A 16,764-nucleotide genomic window follows, 5' to 3' on the forward strand; every position below is an offset into this window, starting at 1 on the left:
AATGTCGCGTTCCAATCACTGATTCCGTTTCCTCAGGATACACCATCGAACCATACACAATTCAACATAATTTTGCCCGATTGTTTCTTAATGTGTTGATTCGGCACAAAATAAACACGCCGTTAATCTAAGGTTTAATTTTATACCTTAAAGCGGGATTGGTATCTTATGAATACATTCTTAAGTTGTATTTCTCCTAGCTTTATCGGAAGGCGACTGGAATTTCTTCATCTAATTTGATTCGGGAGCTGACGACGAATGCGTGGCTCACGTTGCGATAGTTCGTAACGTCGGTGTAAATTTAACCTTTCGGGGGAAACATGACAAAATTCCTGAACAAATTCCTAAAAGAAGAAAGCGGTGCGGCAATTGTTGAATACGGCCTCGCCCTGCTGGTTGTTGGTTCGATCGCCGTTGGCGCATTCTCGTTCCTTGGCACTACAACAGCTAACAACGTGCTAAACGCTTGTAACGCTCTGGATGCGAACAACCCCTGTGATCCCGCTGAATGATACCTAAGCGGCAGCGTTTAACGTCGGTGTTAGTTTAACCTTTAGGGGGAAATATGGCTAAGTTCGTGAAAATGTTCGTAAAGGAAGAAAGCGGTGCGGCAATCGTTGAATATGGCCTTGCCTTACTGGTTGTGGCGTCGATTGCCATTACTGCATTCACGTTCCTTGGCGATGAAACCGACGAAAACGTGACCCAAGCTTGTTCAGCTTTCGGTAGCGCCAACTGCTAACTGACTTGCTGAAAAAGAACTGGGTTTTTTCATACAAACACAATTCTGCGCCGTCACACCAGTTTGGTGGTGGCGCAGAATACACCGCCGGGATTTTCGAAAAACGGCAACACCGATATTTCGAATTTTTTGTGCGTAACTTTTGGAGACAGCGATGCGTATTAGACCAATTATAACCACGTTTTTCGGGATCGCGATTGCTTCTGGTTCCGTGTTCCTGGCGAAGGACTACATTCAAATTAACCCATCTGAGCCTGCACCAACAGCATCAAATGCTGATTTGGTCGAGATCTACATCGCGCAGTCGGAAATCCAATTTGGCCAGGTCATAGAAAAGCATCATGTCACAGTTCATCCGTGGCCTCGTGAGGCGCTGCCTCCGGGTGCATTCACGCAGTTGGATGTGCTTGTTCCTTCAGAGCGGCGGCAGTTGCGTCGCGCCAAAGCAAGTTTCTATCCCGGCGAACCCATGCTGCAAACGAAGGTTTCAAACTACGGCGAAAAAGTAACGCTGGTTCAGAAGCTGGGTGAAAACACTCGCGCTATGGCTATCAAAGTTAACGCGGTTACTGCGGTTGGTGGTTTTGTGACCCCTGGTGACTGGGTGGACATTGTCCTGACGCAAGGCTCAGGTGGTGAATTAAGTGCTGTGACAGTCTTGCAAAAAATCCGTGTGATTGGTGTAGACCAACAGTCCGCAGAAAACAGCGACCAACCGGGTGTTGCCCGCACGATTACGGTAGAAGTTACCCCCCAGCAGGGCCAACGACTGGCTCTGGCACAAAAAGCAGGTACGCTCAGCCTGACCCTCAGAACACTGGAAGGTGTCGAAGACGAGCCGATGGAAATGGTTCGCCTGCGCGACCTGTTGCAAGAGGAAGGACCGGCCGAGAAGGTCGAGGCACAACCTACTGTCAGAGTGACTCGCGGCACCTCATCCACGGTTCAGGTCATACGGAGAGACCGCCGTGACATCGAAGAAGACGCTGATGCTGAACCTGCCGCCGAGGCAGAGTCGAGCAACCAGTCGGATGCTGAGGTTACCCCTGCAATCGTGACACCAGAAACCCAAGCCAACACACGTGAGATCGACGTCAGCCAAAGCGCCAACCAGTAGGACAAAGCCATGTTTCCGAAAGCAATCATATCACGCATTGCAAAGGATGAACGCGGCACAATAGTGGTCCTTTGGGGAACAGCGTTTGTCGCATTCCTTGGCTTCTTTGCAATCACAATGGATGTCGGCCGGTTAAGCTCGACCCATGCAGAACTTCAATCCTTCGCGGACAATGTCGCCATGGCTGCCGCTGCAGAGTTGGACGGGCAACCCGATGCGCTTACCCGCTCGGCTAATGCGGCCGCAAACTTGATCAGCCGCAAGCAAACCTTTGCCGACGGATCTAAAACGCTTTCCGGATCAACAGACTTCACGCTGACCTTTTACTCCGCCTTGCCGGATTCAGACCTGGATCCGCTTGTGGATGACACGACTGACCCGCGCCAAGCCAAGTTTGCGCATGTGTCTCTGACCCCAAAATCGTTGAGCATGAATCTGGCATCCGCTGTAAACAAAATGGTTGGCGGCAACGGAATTTCACCGATCGATGTCACTGCCGAAGCCGTAGCTGGATATGCGAAAGCGGCTTGCGACATCACGCCGCTGATGTTCTGCCTGCCTAACGACTGGGAGAACAAGTTGAACGTCGGCGATCAAATCCTGCTTCGCAGCGGCGGCGGTGGCAGCGGCGGCACTGGCGCTGCCTGGGGGCCAGGGAATTTCGGCTTTGTCGACTTGGCAGAGTATGAAGATGCCGAGGGCGCGTGTGAGAATGAAGGTGGCAACCAACTTGCATGCCTGATTGCAGCGCAAGAGGCCATTACACAGTGCGTCCTTACCAACGGCTTTACGACTGAACCCGGACAGAAGGAAGGCATCACCAGCGCCGCATTCAATACGCGCTTTGATATCTTCCAATCCGTCCTTAATGGAGACCGCAACAAAGAAATTTATGCACCTGCTCCCAACGTCATCAAAGGGAAAAAGGGTACGGGCGGCAACGCTTGTATCCAAGGTGGTACAGAGGACACGGGCGCCATAGCTCTTGGCCAGGACCTGTGCATGGCTGCGGGCACTTGCGACACAGGCAACGACCGTTTCGGTGACGGTGTATGGGATCGCCAAGCATATCTGGACGCAAATCACGGAGGTGTAGACACACATCTAAACGCGATGACCGTGCCGGCAGGCGTCAAGCCCAATTCTCGCTACGAGATGTACTTGCAGGAAATCGAGTATGCAACATCCGCGAGCAACCCACTTGCTCCTTCCATTCTGGATCCGGTCAATTTGGACCCCAATTTTCCACCGGAAACCGGTCGCCCAATTTGCTCTAACAAAATGTCAAGCAAACCCGAACGACGCGTGGTAAACGCTGCGGGTGTCGATTGCTCGAAAACCGTAATTAAGGGCAAAACTGAGAACGTACCCGTAACAAAGTTCGTCTCTGTCTTTCTGACCGAACCTGTTGGCGAGGATGGTTCATCGCCCCCCAACTTTAACATTTATGGCGAGGTCGTAGGCTTTCCGGATGTCGAAGGCGTCGGCAGCGGTGGTGCTGGGTTCGGCGGCATCTTCCGCGACGTTGTTCAACTGTATCGGTAAGGGAGGAGCTTGATCATGACTATACGCCTTCCCTCCCCTCTCAAACGCTTAGCAAAGAGTGATGACGGTGCGATCCTGGTGGAATTTGGTCTGATCCTGCCGCTCATGCTGCTCATGTTGGCGATGACGTTGGAAACCGCGCGCATTATGTGGTCTTACCAAGCGGTCATTGCAGGTGTCCGGGATGCCAGCCGCTATATGTCCCGCGTAACACCATCGGATATCTGCAGCTCTGGTGGGTCTGTCACCGGCCTCACAACGACTTTGAAAGGCATTGTCGAGAACGACCGGGATGACAACGGGCTTTTCCCGCCCAGCATAACTGTCAATTCGGTAACACCCAGCCTGACCTGCGTTACTGGCACCTACCGTGTCAGCCCCGCCCCCGTCGGGCAAGTCAACGCCAATATCACTATTCAATTACCGATGGGCCGAGTTCTAGCTTTATTCGGTGATGAAATATCTTCGATCACGACGAACGTTTCTGACACAACTCGGATTATCGGACAATGAAACGTGCACAACATATCCGCGCGCAATTACGCCATCTAAGAGTGAAACTGATGCGGAGTGAGGACGCCGGAGTTCTTGTCGAGTTCGGCATCGTCGTTTCCTTGTTTTTGTTCCTTTTCATGTCATTGCTGGATTTCGGACGCCTTTCATTCAGTGTGGTAAACGCGCAAAAAGCCGCACAGATGGCTGCCCGTATTGCCGTCGTTCGTCCAGCTGCATGTAACTATGCAGACAAAACCCCCCTTCCGCTAATTCATCAGCGCGGTAGTGACACATCACTCCGTTTTGGCGCGGCATGCGACGCCGCAACCGGCGTATGCGATGATCCAGGCGATCTCGTTTGTGTAGGCGGTGTGGAGAACCTCGCTACTGATCAAGATCCCATCGGAACTTCAGATGAGATCTGGGGTCGTATCAGCCCACTTTTGCCACCGGGCGCGACGATAGCCAACCTGCAGATCACTTACGAATTTGATGAAGAACTGGGTTTTCTGGGCGGCCCTTACACCCCGATGGTCACAGTCGAACTGGATCTTGCCGATTTTGAGTTCGTGTCACCGCTGGGTGCTTTGGCAAACGCTGCGGGCGCGACGAACAGCACACTTCCAAATGCAGGAGAGACGTTGGGCTATTCCAGTTTCAGTGTCTCGCTGCCTGCTGAAGACCTTGCATTAGGAGAATCAGGATGACGGAAAAGAACGTTTCCACATTGAAATCACACTCGGTCATGCTTGTTTCCGAGAACGAGGACATAGCCCAGATTGTGGCTGACGTCTTTCCTGCCGGTGAAGACAATTTGATCACCGAGAATGCTAGTTCATTTCAAGCCTTGAATGGCACCGCCCTTCAACTGGCCTTCAAGCATGACTTGGTGATATTTGAAATCGACCCGGATGATGCGGGCGAAGTAGCAGCCATCAAAGACGTGTTAGAGCATCGCGATGACTCAACGCTGTTCGTGGCCCTGACGCAGAACGACCTTACGATTACCAAGGCGCGTGAGTTGCGCAAGATCGGCATTGACGAAGTTCTGCCTCTATCAATCGATAGCGAAGGATTGAAAGCTGCCGTCAGTGAAAAAATCAGCGCCCGCAATACGCCACAGACGGCATTTCAGAATACGGCGGCCACGCTGGGTAAGGTCATACCAATTGCCAAAGCACGCGGCGGTGCCGGTGCATCAACCGTTGCCGTGAACCTTGCGTGTTCGCTTGCTGGCGGCAAAGGTTCGATGTTCCGAAAAGCCAAAAAAAGCCGCGTCGCACTTTTGGATTTTGATCTTCAGTTCGGAAACTCGAATGTGTTTCTGGATCTGGAAGACAACGGTGGGTTTATGCAGCTCATTGAAAACGCTGAAAAACCTGATGATCGCTTCCTCTCGTCGATCCTGCAAGAACATGCCATGGGTGTAGATGTTCTGTGTGCGCCGGCCCCGATGGTACCACTTCATTCGATGCGCCCTGAAATCGTTGAAGGCATGCTCGACCTGCTTCAACAGCGGTACGACTATATTGTGATCGACCTGCCCTGCGCAATTGTCGAATGGGTCGAGCCCATTTTCAAGCGCGCCGCGCAGCTGGCGCTGGTCACCGACACTACAGTGCCCAGCGTGCGCCAGGCGCGGCGTTTGATTGATTTCTATCGGGAAGCAAACATGACCCTGCCGGTCGAGATTGTCGTCAGCCGTGAACGCAACACACTGATGCGCCCCTCTCATGTCCGTGAAGCCGAAAAGGTTTTGGAAACAAAGCTGAGACATTGGCTGCCGGACAATCCGAAAGTCGCCCGTAATTCTGTGGATCTTGGTCGACCGATCGTGGACATAAAACCGCAATCGGATCTTGGCAAAGCCTTGGGAAAACTGGCCGCTGCTGTTTCGGCTGAAGTTCAGCCTGTCGCCGTAAAGAGTACATAAAAGGAGATCACCGTGTTCAACGAATTCAGATCACGCAAGGCTACTTCCAAGTCAAATGTGCTGACATTGGAACGGCCAATCGAAACGCCCAAAAAGGCGAAGGTGACTTCCGAACCTGTGGACGTTGACCTGCAAGCCCATTTGGAACTGAAAAGCCGCTTGCACAGTGAACTTCTTGACCGCCTGAACTTGTCCGTAATCGACAAGGTTGAGCGATCGGAACTGAAGCGGCAGATTGCATCCTTGGTCACCGGAATGGTCGAGGCTGAACGCCTGCATATGCGGGCCGAGGATTTTACCGCGCTTGTAGACGAACTCATTCACGAAGTTCTTGGCCTGGGGCCGTTAGAGCCGCTGCTGGAAGATCCAACCATCAACGATATTCTGGTAAACTCCTATGATCAGATTTACGTCGAACGATTTGGCCTGCTTGAGGAAACGACAGCCCGTTTTCGTGATGAGCGCCATCTGCTTCGTATCATCGACAAAATCGTCAGCAAAGTCGGCAGACGCATCGACGAATCCCAGCCTTGGGTTGATGCCCGACTGGAAGACGGCAGCCGTGTAAACGCGATTATCCGGCCTTGTTCTGTAGATGGACCCGCTCTGTCGATCCGGAAATTCTCTCGTAATCCTTTGACAATAAAGAGACTTGTTGAACAAGAGAGTATGAATGAACAAGCCGCACAGCTTCTCGAGGCACTCGTCGAAGCGCGTTTGAACATTCTTATCTCGGGTGGTACCGGCTCGGGCAAAACGACGATGCTGAATGCCGTTTCATCATATATCGATGGCAAGCAGCGCATTGTCACCATCGAAGACGCCGCCGAACTTCAACTTCAGCAAAGACACGTTGTTCGCCTTGAAACCCGCCCGCCGAACGCTGAGGGACAAGGTACCATCACTCAACGCGATCTGGTACGCAACGCCCTGAGGATGCGCCCGGACCGTATCATCGTCGGCGAAGTTCGTGGCTCTGAGTGCTTTGACATGCTTCAGGCAATGAACACCGGTCACGATGGATCAATGACCACTGTTCACGCGAATTCGGCCCGCGACGCGCTAAGCCGGGTTGAACAGATGGTCACGATGCTTGGTGCCGATTTGCCGGTCAGAACCATTCGGTCACAGATCGCTTCGGCCATTCATATTGTGCTGCAACTGAGCCGCCTCAGCGATGGTACCCGTCGCGTCATCAGCATTTCCGAAATTACCGGAATGGAAGACGAAACGATAACCATGCAGGACATCTTTGTATTCAAGCGCCGGGGCAAGTCCGAAAGCGGAGAAATTCTTGGCGAGTTCATACCTACTGGCATTCGTCCGAAATGCTTTGACCAATTGGTTGCAGCAGGTGTGGATGTCGATACCAATATGTTTATACGTGGGGCGATGTAATCATGATTGACTTGCAGCCAAACACCATAAACATCTTAATCTATATCTCTCTATTCATCGGCATTCTGCTGGCCTACGAAGGCTTGCAGCAGCTGTTCCTGCGCCGGGAAAGCCTGACTGAAACACGAAACCGGCGTATGAAAATGATGCAAGGCGGTGCATCGACTGAAGAAGTTCTTCAATTGTTGCGTGACCCCGCAATGACGAATCCAGGAGAGAACCCTGGCCCATCCGCTCGCTTGCGGCGTCTGATCATTCAGGCCGGTTTGACGATAAGCCCGGTTTGGATCGTGTTTGCAGCCGTGTTGCTGGCGTTTGGCAGCTTTGTCTTCGCGACACGCTATGTTTCACCGGAGATTGCTTTGGCAATTGGTGCCGTGTGCGGCATCGTCGTGCCGATATTCACATTGATCGCTCTGAAGCAGGACCGAACGCAAAAGCTGACCAAGCAGTTGCCGGACGCTCTGGATTTAATGGCGCGAGGGCTAAAAGTTGGGCATCCCGTCGCAGTGACCGTCGGCAATGTTGCTAGGGACATGCCTGATCCCATTGGTTCGGAATTTGGCATCATTCAGGACCAGATCAACTATGGTGATGACGTGGCAACTGCCTTTCAGGATTTTGCAAAGCGCGTTGGCACCGAAGATGCATACTATCTGGCGGTGAGCATTGGTATTCAGCACGGTACCGGCGGCAATCTGGCCCGAGTTCTGAATATTCTGTCGCAGGTCATAAGAGACCGTCACACCATGCAGAAGAAAATCAAGGCCGTTTCTGCCGAAGGTAGGTTGAGCGGGCTTATTCTCACGTGCCTGCCAATATTGATCTTTCTCTCGATCCATCTTTCCACTCCAAGATTTTATGGCGAAGTCCAGGACGATCCAACGTTTCCGTATTTTGTGGGCGCCATTGTCGGCTTGACGGTCCTTCAAGGGCTAATTCTTAGACGACTTGTTAATTTCAAGTTCTAACAGGGAGAAGAGACATGGAAGCTATACAAGATATCCTGAACGACCCGAACCTTCCCCTGCAGTATCTCTTGATGGGCGGCATAGCCATAAGTGTATTCTTCGTGGTGGTTGGAGTGTCAGGCATGGCCACCAGCGACGATACGGCCGCGCGCCGTATGCGTGTTGGAGCAGTCTCAGGCGGGCATGGAGCGGACTTTGACCTCCTGCAAGGAGATAACAGTGACCCGCACGGGCTTCTAAAAGCCTTTGTTCCATCATCCAAGCGTGAGAGGTCTCGCGTTGGTCGGCTTTTGAAACAGGCCGGTGTTCAGCGAAAAAATGCTGTTCGCACCTTTTATTTATTCCGCATTATCATGGGATTAGTGCTTCCTACTGCGTTTGTAATAGCCATGGCGTTGCCTCTTGAACTACAGATTCAATTGGGCGTAGCTAGCGCGCTGCAAGGCGTCACGTGGATCAATGCGCTGCAAATTGTGACTGCATTGATGGTTATTGGTTTTTATGGCCCAGCGCTCTGGTTGCGGCGACGGGTAAGAAAACGTCGCGTGGCTATTGAACATAGCCTCCCGAACGCACTTGATCTGATGCAAGTAGCGATCGAAGCAGGATTGGGCTTTGATGCCGCAATGGTTCGCGTATCTCATGAATTGGCGCAAGCTGCGCCGGCATTGTCGCAAGAGTTCACCATTCTGCAGTTGGAACTGCAGGCAGGTAAGGAACGTCAGGCTGCTTTTCTGGATATGGCCGATCGCGTCGGCGTAGAAGAAATGCATTCATTTGTTAACGCGCTGCTGCAATCCAACCAGTACGGAACCAGCGTTTCCACCGCGCTGCGCAGATTTGCGACTGATATGCGTATAGATCGCGAACTTCGCGCGCAAGAAAAGGCCAACCGCCTGCCCGTACAAATGTCCGCTGTTATGGCTTTGTGCATGATGCCTGTGTTGTTGCTAATTTGCCTGACGCCAATGGTGATCCGCTGGATCAACATATTTGGATGACACCTGACAAAGCGATCGCAATAATCGGCATAATGACATAGGAACACTTGCAACCCTAAAGGGTCAATTTTTGTGATCTTGGAAGCTTAGAACAGAGCCGCTTTCATCTGTTGCATTGGCATCGGCTGCACAGCGGCGGTTAGGCTACACCCAAACGCTGACCGGTCCCCTGCCCCCAGGCAAGCTAAGTTCGTCTGACGAAGGACATTGGCATGGTGTTCGCGTCTAAAACCGTTAGAATATGGGCTTAAGAATTGATGGCGCTTCAGCGCTGGTTTCTACTCTAAGCAAGTGTAAGGGATCTTTTAGGTTTCGAAGTACCAGCGACAACCCTAAACGCGATTCCGCCGCTAATCAGGTGAACCTAGTAGCGCTCTTGAACAACAGACAAGCCTACCGAAAAGTATGCGCGTCGGTTCCGAAAATCTCCGCTCAAGTCACATCGCCCCGCGATGATCCTCAACCAAATTTTGCCGCTTGGCTGCGCTGCAAGTCGGCTAATTCGACCGCCTTGTCTATCAAAAACAGCGCTTCCATTTTGGTGGTGGCTTCCAGAGCAACTTCTTCTCCAACATGGAAAATCAATGTGCTACCCAACAAAACGCCGTCCGTAATTTCCGGCCCCTGCGTCAGTAACCGCTCTGCACTGACCCCATCTTCGTTGTCGAAGACGAACAGGAACACGCCATTCCCCCAATACGTCGCGACCTTGCGCCCTTGCTTAGTGGCACGGAGGAGCGCAGCACCTGCTGACGCCATGGATTCCCGAAACTCACTGGTCGAACTGGATTTGTAGATCTGCTCTACGTCGATCACTTTGACCGCCAATATTTTTGCCGCTGCTGCGTGCATAGTTGAAAGCTGAATGACGTAATTCTCAAATTCAGCCAAGCCAATGCATCCAGGCAAGTCACCGAAATATTGAGGTTCGGTTAGGCGAACATCCGGATACACTTCCGACTCGGGCCAATCATCCTCATCCGCCTCAAGCACCTCGATTGCAGCTCTTCGTTCTGCTGCCATCCGGTACGCATCTGAAAGCCTTTGCTTTAAATCGGAGAATTCGAACGGCTTTGTAACATAATCCGTGGCACCGGCTTCGAAAGCCTCGTCAATATACTGTTTCTGCACCATGGCAGTTACCATGATAATAGGCGTGTACATATATCCAGGAATCTTACGGGCTTCCTCGCAAAGAGTTATCCCGTTCATATTCGGCATCTGCACATCCAACAGCAGACAGTCGAAAACCTCCGAAGGGTTTGACAGGATTTCAAGTGCGTCACTTCCACTACGGGCGGTGACAACATCTTTGTACCCAAATGCAGCAAGAACGCTATTCAGCAGTTCCAGGATGCTGGGATCGTCGTCTACGGCAAGAATACGCATAACTATTCACCAACCTTTTTATACCGAACCAATCGCTGGGCATTGCAGACCATAGGCAACGACTGGCTGGTACATAAAACTCTCAGGACTGCACCATGATGCCGGAGAAACGCGGCAAAAGCTTGACCCAAGATGGGCCTCGTTATGTCTGCGCATCATTATTTATTTGCGCAGCACAGCCTCAGCAACTGCACTCCCAACTCTAGTGGTTACTCAATCATGAGATGCAAAATCGCTTCGCTAGATGCTGCACCGAGTTGCACAGTTGATTGCAAGCTCTCGACGGCAAGATCGCTTTCAGGTCCTTAAGCAGGCTCGACATTGAAACTGAACCTTAACAGCATCTTGGCGGAAATCAGTAGAGTGAAAGCCCAGTATTGATGAAATCAGGGGCACAACAAGATTAAGGGCGAGTTTCCTTGTTGCAGTCAATTGATCCGAGGGATGTGAATTAGACACACTCGCCCGATAATTCCATTTTGCACTTCATTAGGTTGTAGACTTCCGGTACTGAATCTTGTCATAAGTGTGCCGAAATTATGGGCAGAATATGGACCGACCACTCAGGTATGAGCAGGCATACCCAGCGCCGGATATTTTTCCGGACCTGAGTCCTGCCAACGATACACAGGCCGCGCCAAATACTTCGGCGCAACGCAAACTTTTTGCGATCAAGCGCGGTTTGCCAACGCCAAGAGGCGAACTTGGTGGCGTTCGTGCAACCACAATGAGTTTTCGCAACATCCACGAGCACGGTACGTTGCTTGCAAAGTACCTGGAAACGCGCAAATCCATCTTTATTGACAGGCTCAAATGGCAAGTCGGTGAAACTGATGGCATGGAGTTCGACCAATACGATACTCCGGCGTGTCAATGGGTTGTTCTTCATGAATTCGGTGAAGTGCTCGGCGGGGTTCGCCTCCTCCCCAGTACGGCGCAATGTGGTATTTACAGTTACATGTTGCGGGATGCGCAAAAAGGTATCCTGACCGGATTGCCAACTGATATTCTGTTTTTCGAAGCGCCGGTAAAACCGACCGTATGGGAAGCGACCCGTTTTTTTGTGACCGAAGGTGTCTCATCGTCACGCAGGCTCTTGGTTCAACAGGAACTGTTTCACCAAATGACCATTGCAGCAAAAAATGGTGGGGCGTCCACCATACTGGGAATTGTCCCCGCTGTCTGGGCACGGTGGTCGAGACGGCTCGGTGTTTATGCCACACCGGTCGGAGCCAAATTTTCTATAGATGGTACCGCAAGTCAGTCAGTCCTGTTCAACATTGACAGGTAACACTGGTAAAATACGCGCCGCTTGATTGCTCGAAAGCAACGGGCGCTTTTGAGGTTACCAAAACGGTTTTATCCAAGATACCTGGTCTCCAAAAGTTTTCGGGTAAGTTCAGCCCCCCCCTAGAACGCTCAGGCCATAAACCTCCCGCTCCGTACTACAGAGGCCATTTTTAAAGCCTCTATTTATAGATCAATAAATCTACTGAAGCCTATCTACGGCCTTATCCAATCGCTGTTATCTGGCCCGAAGGGAACGGCATTTGAAACCGAGAAGTTGGCGCAAAAACGACAAATGCCAAAATAAGGTCAAGAAAATACCGCGTTTCACGTAGATTTTCTGCTGTTTTGCCGCTGTTTCGTCCCACTCGCTTACTAATCTGGGCACGTTAAGCAGAGTAACAGCGGTTCACAAGTTATGAAACATTCCACTCTCGGCAATGATCGGTTCCAAAAAAAGCTTGAGATCCAGGCACTAAGGCAAGTGACGCTTAACGTGTTGGTCGTCGATGACGAACCAAGCATACTTGTGCTGCTCCAATCAGCACTTCCCGAGCTTGAAAACTGCAAAGTTTCTACCGCCGCCTCAGCTGAAGCAGCACTTAAAATAGTAGAAACGGCGGAAACTCCGTTTGATTGTCTGCTTGTGGACATTCAGATGCCCGGAACCAGCGGCATTGAATTACTTAGACAACTTCGCAGAACACCGGAATATCTGGAAACGCCGGTAATCATGTTAACTGCGATGACGGATCAAAAGTACATCGAAGAGGCATTCTTGGAAGGTGCCTTTGACTACATCACCAAGCCCTTTGACTTTTTCGAGCTACGCAGCCGCATGAACGCGGCCCACCTATTGATGATGGAGCGGATTAAAGCGCAAACGTCATCGGCATCGCTAAAAAACCTCCGCGAAGAACTGGATTTCAATAAGCAGTTCAGTTTTGACGACCCATTGTCGATCGAAGGGCTGGAAAGATGCCTGCGCTATGTCGAGTTCGATAACTACGTCGATCAGTTGTCGAGAGGGCGCCGCTTTGATTCCTGGGTGACGGCAGTCAAACTCCAGAATGCCGAATATCACTTTGACATAAGTGACTTTGGCACATTTCGGCATGTGATTTCTGGCATTGGAAAATGCATAGAAAAGACTTCGATGCGCGCAGAAGGAATTTTTTCTTACCGTGGAAGCGGTATGTTCCTCATTATCACGCATGGATACGGTCGCACGAACCGCCTTCCAACCGAAGAAGTGCTCAACCGAAAACTGAGGATGGTTTTAAGCAGCCGTTCTTCATCGGCGCATCTTAAGACAGTGATGAGTTCGCCGGTATCAATGCGTTCATTCTCGAAATCGGGTGCGCTTACTGCCTTGAACCAGGCATGTGAAAAAGCAAACAGCCGAGAGAACGCGCTTGGAAAAGGTTCAATGATAGGATCACATATGCAGCCACGAACAACCCCAGCGCCCGAAAAGAAAGCAACGGGTAGATTGTTCGAGACTGTTCTGCGGGAACTCTATGGCGAGAACACTTACCTAGACAGGAGCTAGACCTGTCAAATGTGGCCAGGGACGCGCGGCAGTTCTCCGTCCTAAAGATTTAGGAAACTCGCTCGGCTTCAAGAATGAGAGGGCCACTGGTGCGCATGGTAAATGTCAAAACCGGCTCCGGTATCTGCGCCTTGCCCAAGGTAAAATTCACGCGACGTAGTACAGAGGCCATCAAAACCATGATTTCCGTTTCTGCGTATTGCGCGCCAATGCAAATTCTAGGCCCATCACCGAACGGAATATACTGACCACGCGGAAGGCTGGCACCCAGGAACCGTTCAGGTCGATATTCGTTAGGTTCTTCCCATAATCTTTCGTTTCTATGCAACGAGTAGACCGGGAAAAACAGGGCATCTCCCTTTTCAATCGAGACATCTTTGATTTTGACGCTTTCGGATGCATCCCTGGCAAAAAAGGCAGCTGAGGGGTAAAGGCGCAATGTTTCCTTAACGTGAGCTCGAAGCAAAGGCATAGCCTCAAGATCAGAATACTCCACCAGCCCTTCTGAGCGTGCCGCCAGTATTTCCTCGCGAATTTTGTGCTGCATTTCAGGATTCAATGCGAGCAAGTAGTAGCCCCAGGCCAGAGCATTGGCCGAGGTTTCGTGACCCGCGACGACAAAGGTCAAAAGATTGTCGACGGTCGTTTCCTCGTCTTCGAAATCCGTCTTCAACGCCTCGATCATAAAATCAAGAAAATCGCGGGGTTCGCTCCGATTTTCGGACCGACGTTGTTCGATAACTTGTCGCGCAAGTTCACGCATCGTAGTGACCGGAGCCCGACTGCTTAGCCACTTCTTGCGTGGCAACCACTTTGGCAAACCCATCAAGTCGAACAGCGAAATATCTGAAATGTATTTAAAATATGCGATCAGCCCGACGCGAATTTGTTCTGCGCTGACCTCTTCATTACCGGAAAAGATTACACGGGAAATATTCGCCAACGTTGATGCAGGCGCAATTTGAGCAACATCGACAGGGCCTTCGTTTTCCGCCAGAGAGTCTGCAACCTCGTTCCCCGTCTCTGCAAAGTATCGGGCAAGGGTCGGCAGGTTCCTGGCTGCAAACAACGGTGAATACCGCCGTCTTTGCTGACGCCACTTTTCGCCTTCGGAAAGTATCAGACCATTACCCACCGCTGATCCGATAATATCTTTTGTAAACTTAGCCTTGGGGAAGGCACGGCCCTGCCCGACCAACAATTCGGTGATTATCTCTGGATCGCAGAAATAGTGTATGTTCAATGGGCCGCGAACATAGGTCTCACGCAGGGTCTCGGCCGGTATGACTTCAAGCATATTCCGGCCAGCCGACCTTGCAAACTGAAGCAGTGTCACTGGTTTCTCTGCAAGCCTCGCCGCAACCGGAGTGACGTCGAACTGCTTCATTTTCGTCATTCCAAACGCAGTCAAATCGCGGTTCCTTCAAGTGCCTCATCCTGCCTTGACACCAATCTAGGTGGGAAAGCACCATATTTGCAATGAAATCATAGGCTTTTGACCTCAATGTAGGCACATACGCAACAATCACGTCACCTGTGCCCAAGCTAGAAACCTATCCAAAACTCAACAATTTGGAGATGAGCCTGACAATTATCGCCAAACTGTGAACCCAATTCCGACCAACTACGTCCTCATTGTTTCGTTATGACAGTTCCAAGGGTGCGAAATATGAAGACTTTAGGATGACGGCCATCGATCCAGTGCAATTGGACCAGTCTACCGGGGAACCGGAAAACCGGCTTCTGCAGAATATCAAGGATTACACTGCCATGAGCTTCGCGCTCTTGTGGCAGCGACAAGCTATTTTTCTGGCGACGACCATTCTGACCGGGTTCTTTTTCAACCCCATCAACGCTTTATTGTTCTACGGAACGATACTTATTTGCGAAGCGCAGGACTTGATGCTCGCAAAACGCGTGCCGCGCCTCAGGCCAGACCAACACAAAGCAATTGCAATGATGGTCACCTGGATATTGCTGAATACGATCCTCAGCTCGATTGCGATCTGCTTATATACTGTTTCGGTCGCCTTCTCGCAGCCGACCGGGGGCCATTTTACCCCCCTGTTCTTCTTGTTCGCAGCCGCCTTGTTCGCTGCCATGAACAACCATCAGTTCGTCTGGGCGATGATTGTCCGCCTGTCGCTGTATGGTGTTTCGTTCATGGTGATTGTCGTGAAGGACATTTGGGTCGAACGTCCTGGCCTTTCATCTGACCTTTGGTTGCAATTTTTCACAGTCGTTTTTGTGATGTACTTCTTAATCGACTGTTCTTTGGTCTTTTTAAAACTCTACCGAAGAAACTTGGAGCAACTTGAAAAGCTGAAAGAAGAGCATGAGAGAACAAAGGCTGCGTACATCGCCAAGTCCCAGTTCATTTCGACCGTTAGCCATGAGTTACGCACACCCTTAACGTCGATCAAGGGATCGCTTGATCTGATAAATACCGGCGCCTTAGGCGAAATTCCTGAGCCGATGCAAAACATCATTCATTTGGCGACCAAGAACAGCGAACGCCTCGCCTCATTAATTAACGACGTGCTCGATATTCAAAAAATGGAAGCCGGCGAAATGAGGTACCAAGAGGGCAAGATTGATGTTCACGACCTGGTTCGAGAAGCGATTTCACACAATCTGGGATATGTATGCGCGCACAATGTGGAAATTGTCGAGGACATACGTGGCAATGACAAAGTGTATATCAGGGGCGACGCATCGCGGCTGCTGCAAGTACTGGCGAACATGATTTCCAACGCAGCGAAATTTTCTTTTGACGGTGGCAAAGTCACCGTTGGCTGTAGGACACGAGGGGCAAAGATACGTATCTTTGTAAAAGACCAAGGCATTGGGATTCCTAAAAATTGCCGGGACAAGGTCTTTGACCGCTTCTCCCAAATTGACTCATCTGATGAACGCCACGCTGGGGGCACCGGGCTTGGGATGCATATTTCCAAGGAAATCATCGAGCACTTTGACGGCAATATCGACTATAAGAGTGTACTGGGCAAAGGTACTGTATTCTTCATTGATCTACCGATCCTAACTGCCGTCTCGACCGGCAATAAAGGCCGGTCTCGTACGTTGAATTTTGGCGCAACCCAACAAAGCAGCCCTCCTGCTGCTCAAGCCATCGCCAACAAGACCGGAATTCACCCCGGCTAACCTTGCTTGTTGAATTCCAGATAGCTGCCTGCCGGTGCTCTTATTCGTCTGCGCGATTGTAAAAACATTAAGGTCTTCTTGACCTGTTTTCTGGCGGGAGTTCGCATTACGCACTCAATATCTCACGGCACAAGCTTCTCTTCTCTACAGCACCGCGCCTGTAAAGATTCTG

15 protein-coding genes are annotated in these 16,764 nt (G+C 51.0%); 13 read left to right on the plus strand and 2 right to left on the minus strand.

The window, feature by feature from the left end; genetic code table 11:
• Positions 1 to 320: 320 nt before the first annotated feature.
• From GOW93_RS20650 to GOW93_RS03245, 10 genes are all read left to right on the plus strand, one after another.
• The gene (locus GOW93_RS20650) at positions 321 to 512 is read left to right on the plus strand and encodes a Flp family type IVb pilin (protein WP_174818970.1); all 192 of its coding nucleotides are present in this window, start codon (positions 321 to 323) and stop codon (positions 510 to 512) included.
• A gap of 53 nt (positions 513 to 565) precedes the next feature.
• Positions 566 to 742, plus strand: a complete 177-nt coding sequence (locus GOW93_RS03205) for a Flp family type IVb pilin (protein WP_170381606.1) — start codon at positions 566 to 568, stop codon at positions 740 to 742.
• Between the two features lie 154 nt (positions 743 to 896).
• Entirely contained in the window at positions 897 to 1,859 is a 963-nt protein-coding gene (cpaB, locus tag GOW93_RS03210) for a Flp pilus assembly protein CpaB (RefSeq protein WP_170381607.1), read from the plus strand.
• Between the two features lie 9 nt (positions 1,860 to 1,868).
• Positions 1,869 to 3,404: a pilus assembly protein TadG-related protein gene (locus GOW93_RS03215; RefSeq protein ID WP_170381608.1), complete on the plus strand. Its 1,536-nt coding sequence runs from the start codon at positions 1,869 to 1,871 to the stop codon at positions 3,402 to 3,404.
• Positions 3,405 to 3,419: 15 nt separating this feature from the next.
• Positions 3,420 to 3,917, plus strand: a complete 498-nt coding sequence (locus GOW93_RS03220) for a TadE/TadG family type IV pilus assembly protein (RefSeq protein ID WP_170381609.1) — start codon at positions 3,420 to 3,422, stop codon at positions 3,915 to 3,917.
• The gene (locus GOW93_RS03225; RefSeq protein ID WP_170381610.1) at positions 3,914 to 4,606 is read left to right on the plus strand and encodes a TadE/TadG family type IV pilus assembly protein; all 693 of its coding nucleotides are present in this window, start codon (positions 3,914 to 3,916) and stop codon (positions 4,604 to 4,606) included. The genes GOW93_RS03220 and GOW93_RS03225 overlap by 4 nt, the downstream gene beginning before the upstream one ends.
• Complete coding sequence (locus tag GOW93_RS03230) at positions 4,603 to 5,832, plus strand: AAA family ATPase (protein ID WP_170381611.1); 1,230 nt, start codon at positions 4,603 to 4,605, stop codon at positions 5,830 to 5,832. Before GOW93_RS03225 ends, GOW93_RS03230 begins: the two co-directional genes overlap by 4 nt.
• 12 nt (positions 5,833 to 5,844) lie before the next feature.
• Positions 5,845 to 7,230 carry a CpaF family protein gene (locus GOW93_RS03235; protein WP_170381612.1) on the plus strand — a complete coding sequence of 462 codons (1,386 nt, stop codon included), beginning with the start codon at positions 5,845 to 5,847 and terminating at the stop codon, positions 7,228 to 7,230.
• Between the two features lie 2 nt (positions 7,231 to 7,232).
• Entirely contained in the window at positions 7,233 to 8,201 is a 969-nt protein-coding gene (locus GOW93_RS03240; protein WP_170381613.1) for a type II secretion system F family protein, read from the plus strand.
• A gap of 14 nt (positions 8,202 to 8,215) precedes the next feature.
• On the plus strand, positions 8,216 to 9,202 hold the full coding sequence (locus tag GOW93_RS03245; protein WP_170381614.1) for a type II secretion system F family protein: 987 nt from the start codon (positions 8,216 to 8,218) through the stop codon (positions 9,200 to 9,202).
• A 459-nt stretch (positions 9,203 to 9,661) separates the two neighbouring features.
• Here GOW93_RS03245 and GOW93_RS03250 read toward each other — a convergent pair whose 3' ends face one another.
• Entirely contained in the window at positions 9,662 to 10,591 is a 930-nt protein-coding gene (locus GOW93_RS03250; RefSeq protein WP_170381615.1) for a response regulator, read from the minus strand.
• 550 nt (positions 10,592 to 11,141) lie between these two features.
• Between GOW93_RS03250 and GOW93_RS03255 the strand changes: the two genes are divergently transcribed.
• Both GOW93_RS03255 and GOW93_RS03260 read left to right on the plus strand, forming a co-directional pair.
• Positions 11,142 to 11,882, plus strand: a complete 741-nt coding sequence (locus GOW93_RS03255) for an acyl-homoserine-lactone synthase (protein ID WP_254443437.1) — start codon at positions 11,142 to 11,144, stop codon at positions 11,880 to 11,882.
• Positions 11,883 to 12,296: 414 nt separating this feature from the next.
• Positions 12,297 to 13,430 (plus strand): response regulator, encoded by a 1,134-nt coding sequence (locus GOW93_RS03260; RefSeq protein ID WP_170381616.1) that lies wholly within the window; start codon positions 12,297 to 12,299, stop codon positions 13,428 to 13,430.
• Between the two features lie 49 nt (positions 13,431 to 13,479).
• Here GOW93_RS03260 and GOW93_RS03265 read toward each other — a convergent pair whose 3' ends face one another.
• Positions 13,480 to 14,817 carry a cytochrome P450 gene (locus GOW93_RS03265; RefSeq protein WP_254443438.1) on the minus strand — a complete coding sequence of 446 codons (1,338 nt, stop codon included), beginning with the start codon at positions 14,815 to 14,817 and terminating at the stop codon, positions 13,480 to 13,482.
• 296 nt (positions 14,818 to 15,113) lie between these two features.
• Between GOW93_RS03265 and GOW93_RS03270 the strand changes: the two genes are divergently transcribed.
• Positions 15,114 to 16,592: a sensor histidine kinase gene (locus GOW93_RS03270; RefSeq protein WP_170381618.1), complete on the plus strand. Its 1,479-nt coding sequence runs from the start codon at positions 15,114 to 15,116 to the stop codon at positions 16,590 to 16,592.
• The last annotated feature ends 172 nt before the right edge of the window (positions 16,593 to 16,764 follow it).

Source organism: Ruegeria atlantica, from assembly GCF_013032455.1.
Lineage (GTDB): Bacteria > Pseudomonadota > Alphaproteobacteria > Rhodobacterales > Rhodobacteraceae > Ruegeria > Ruegeria atlantica_B.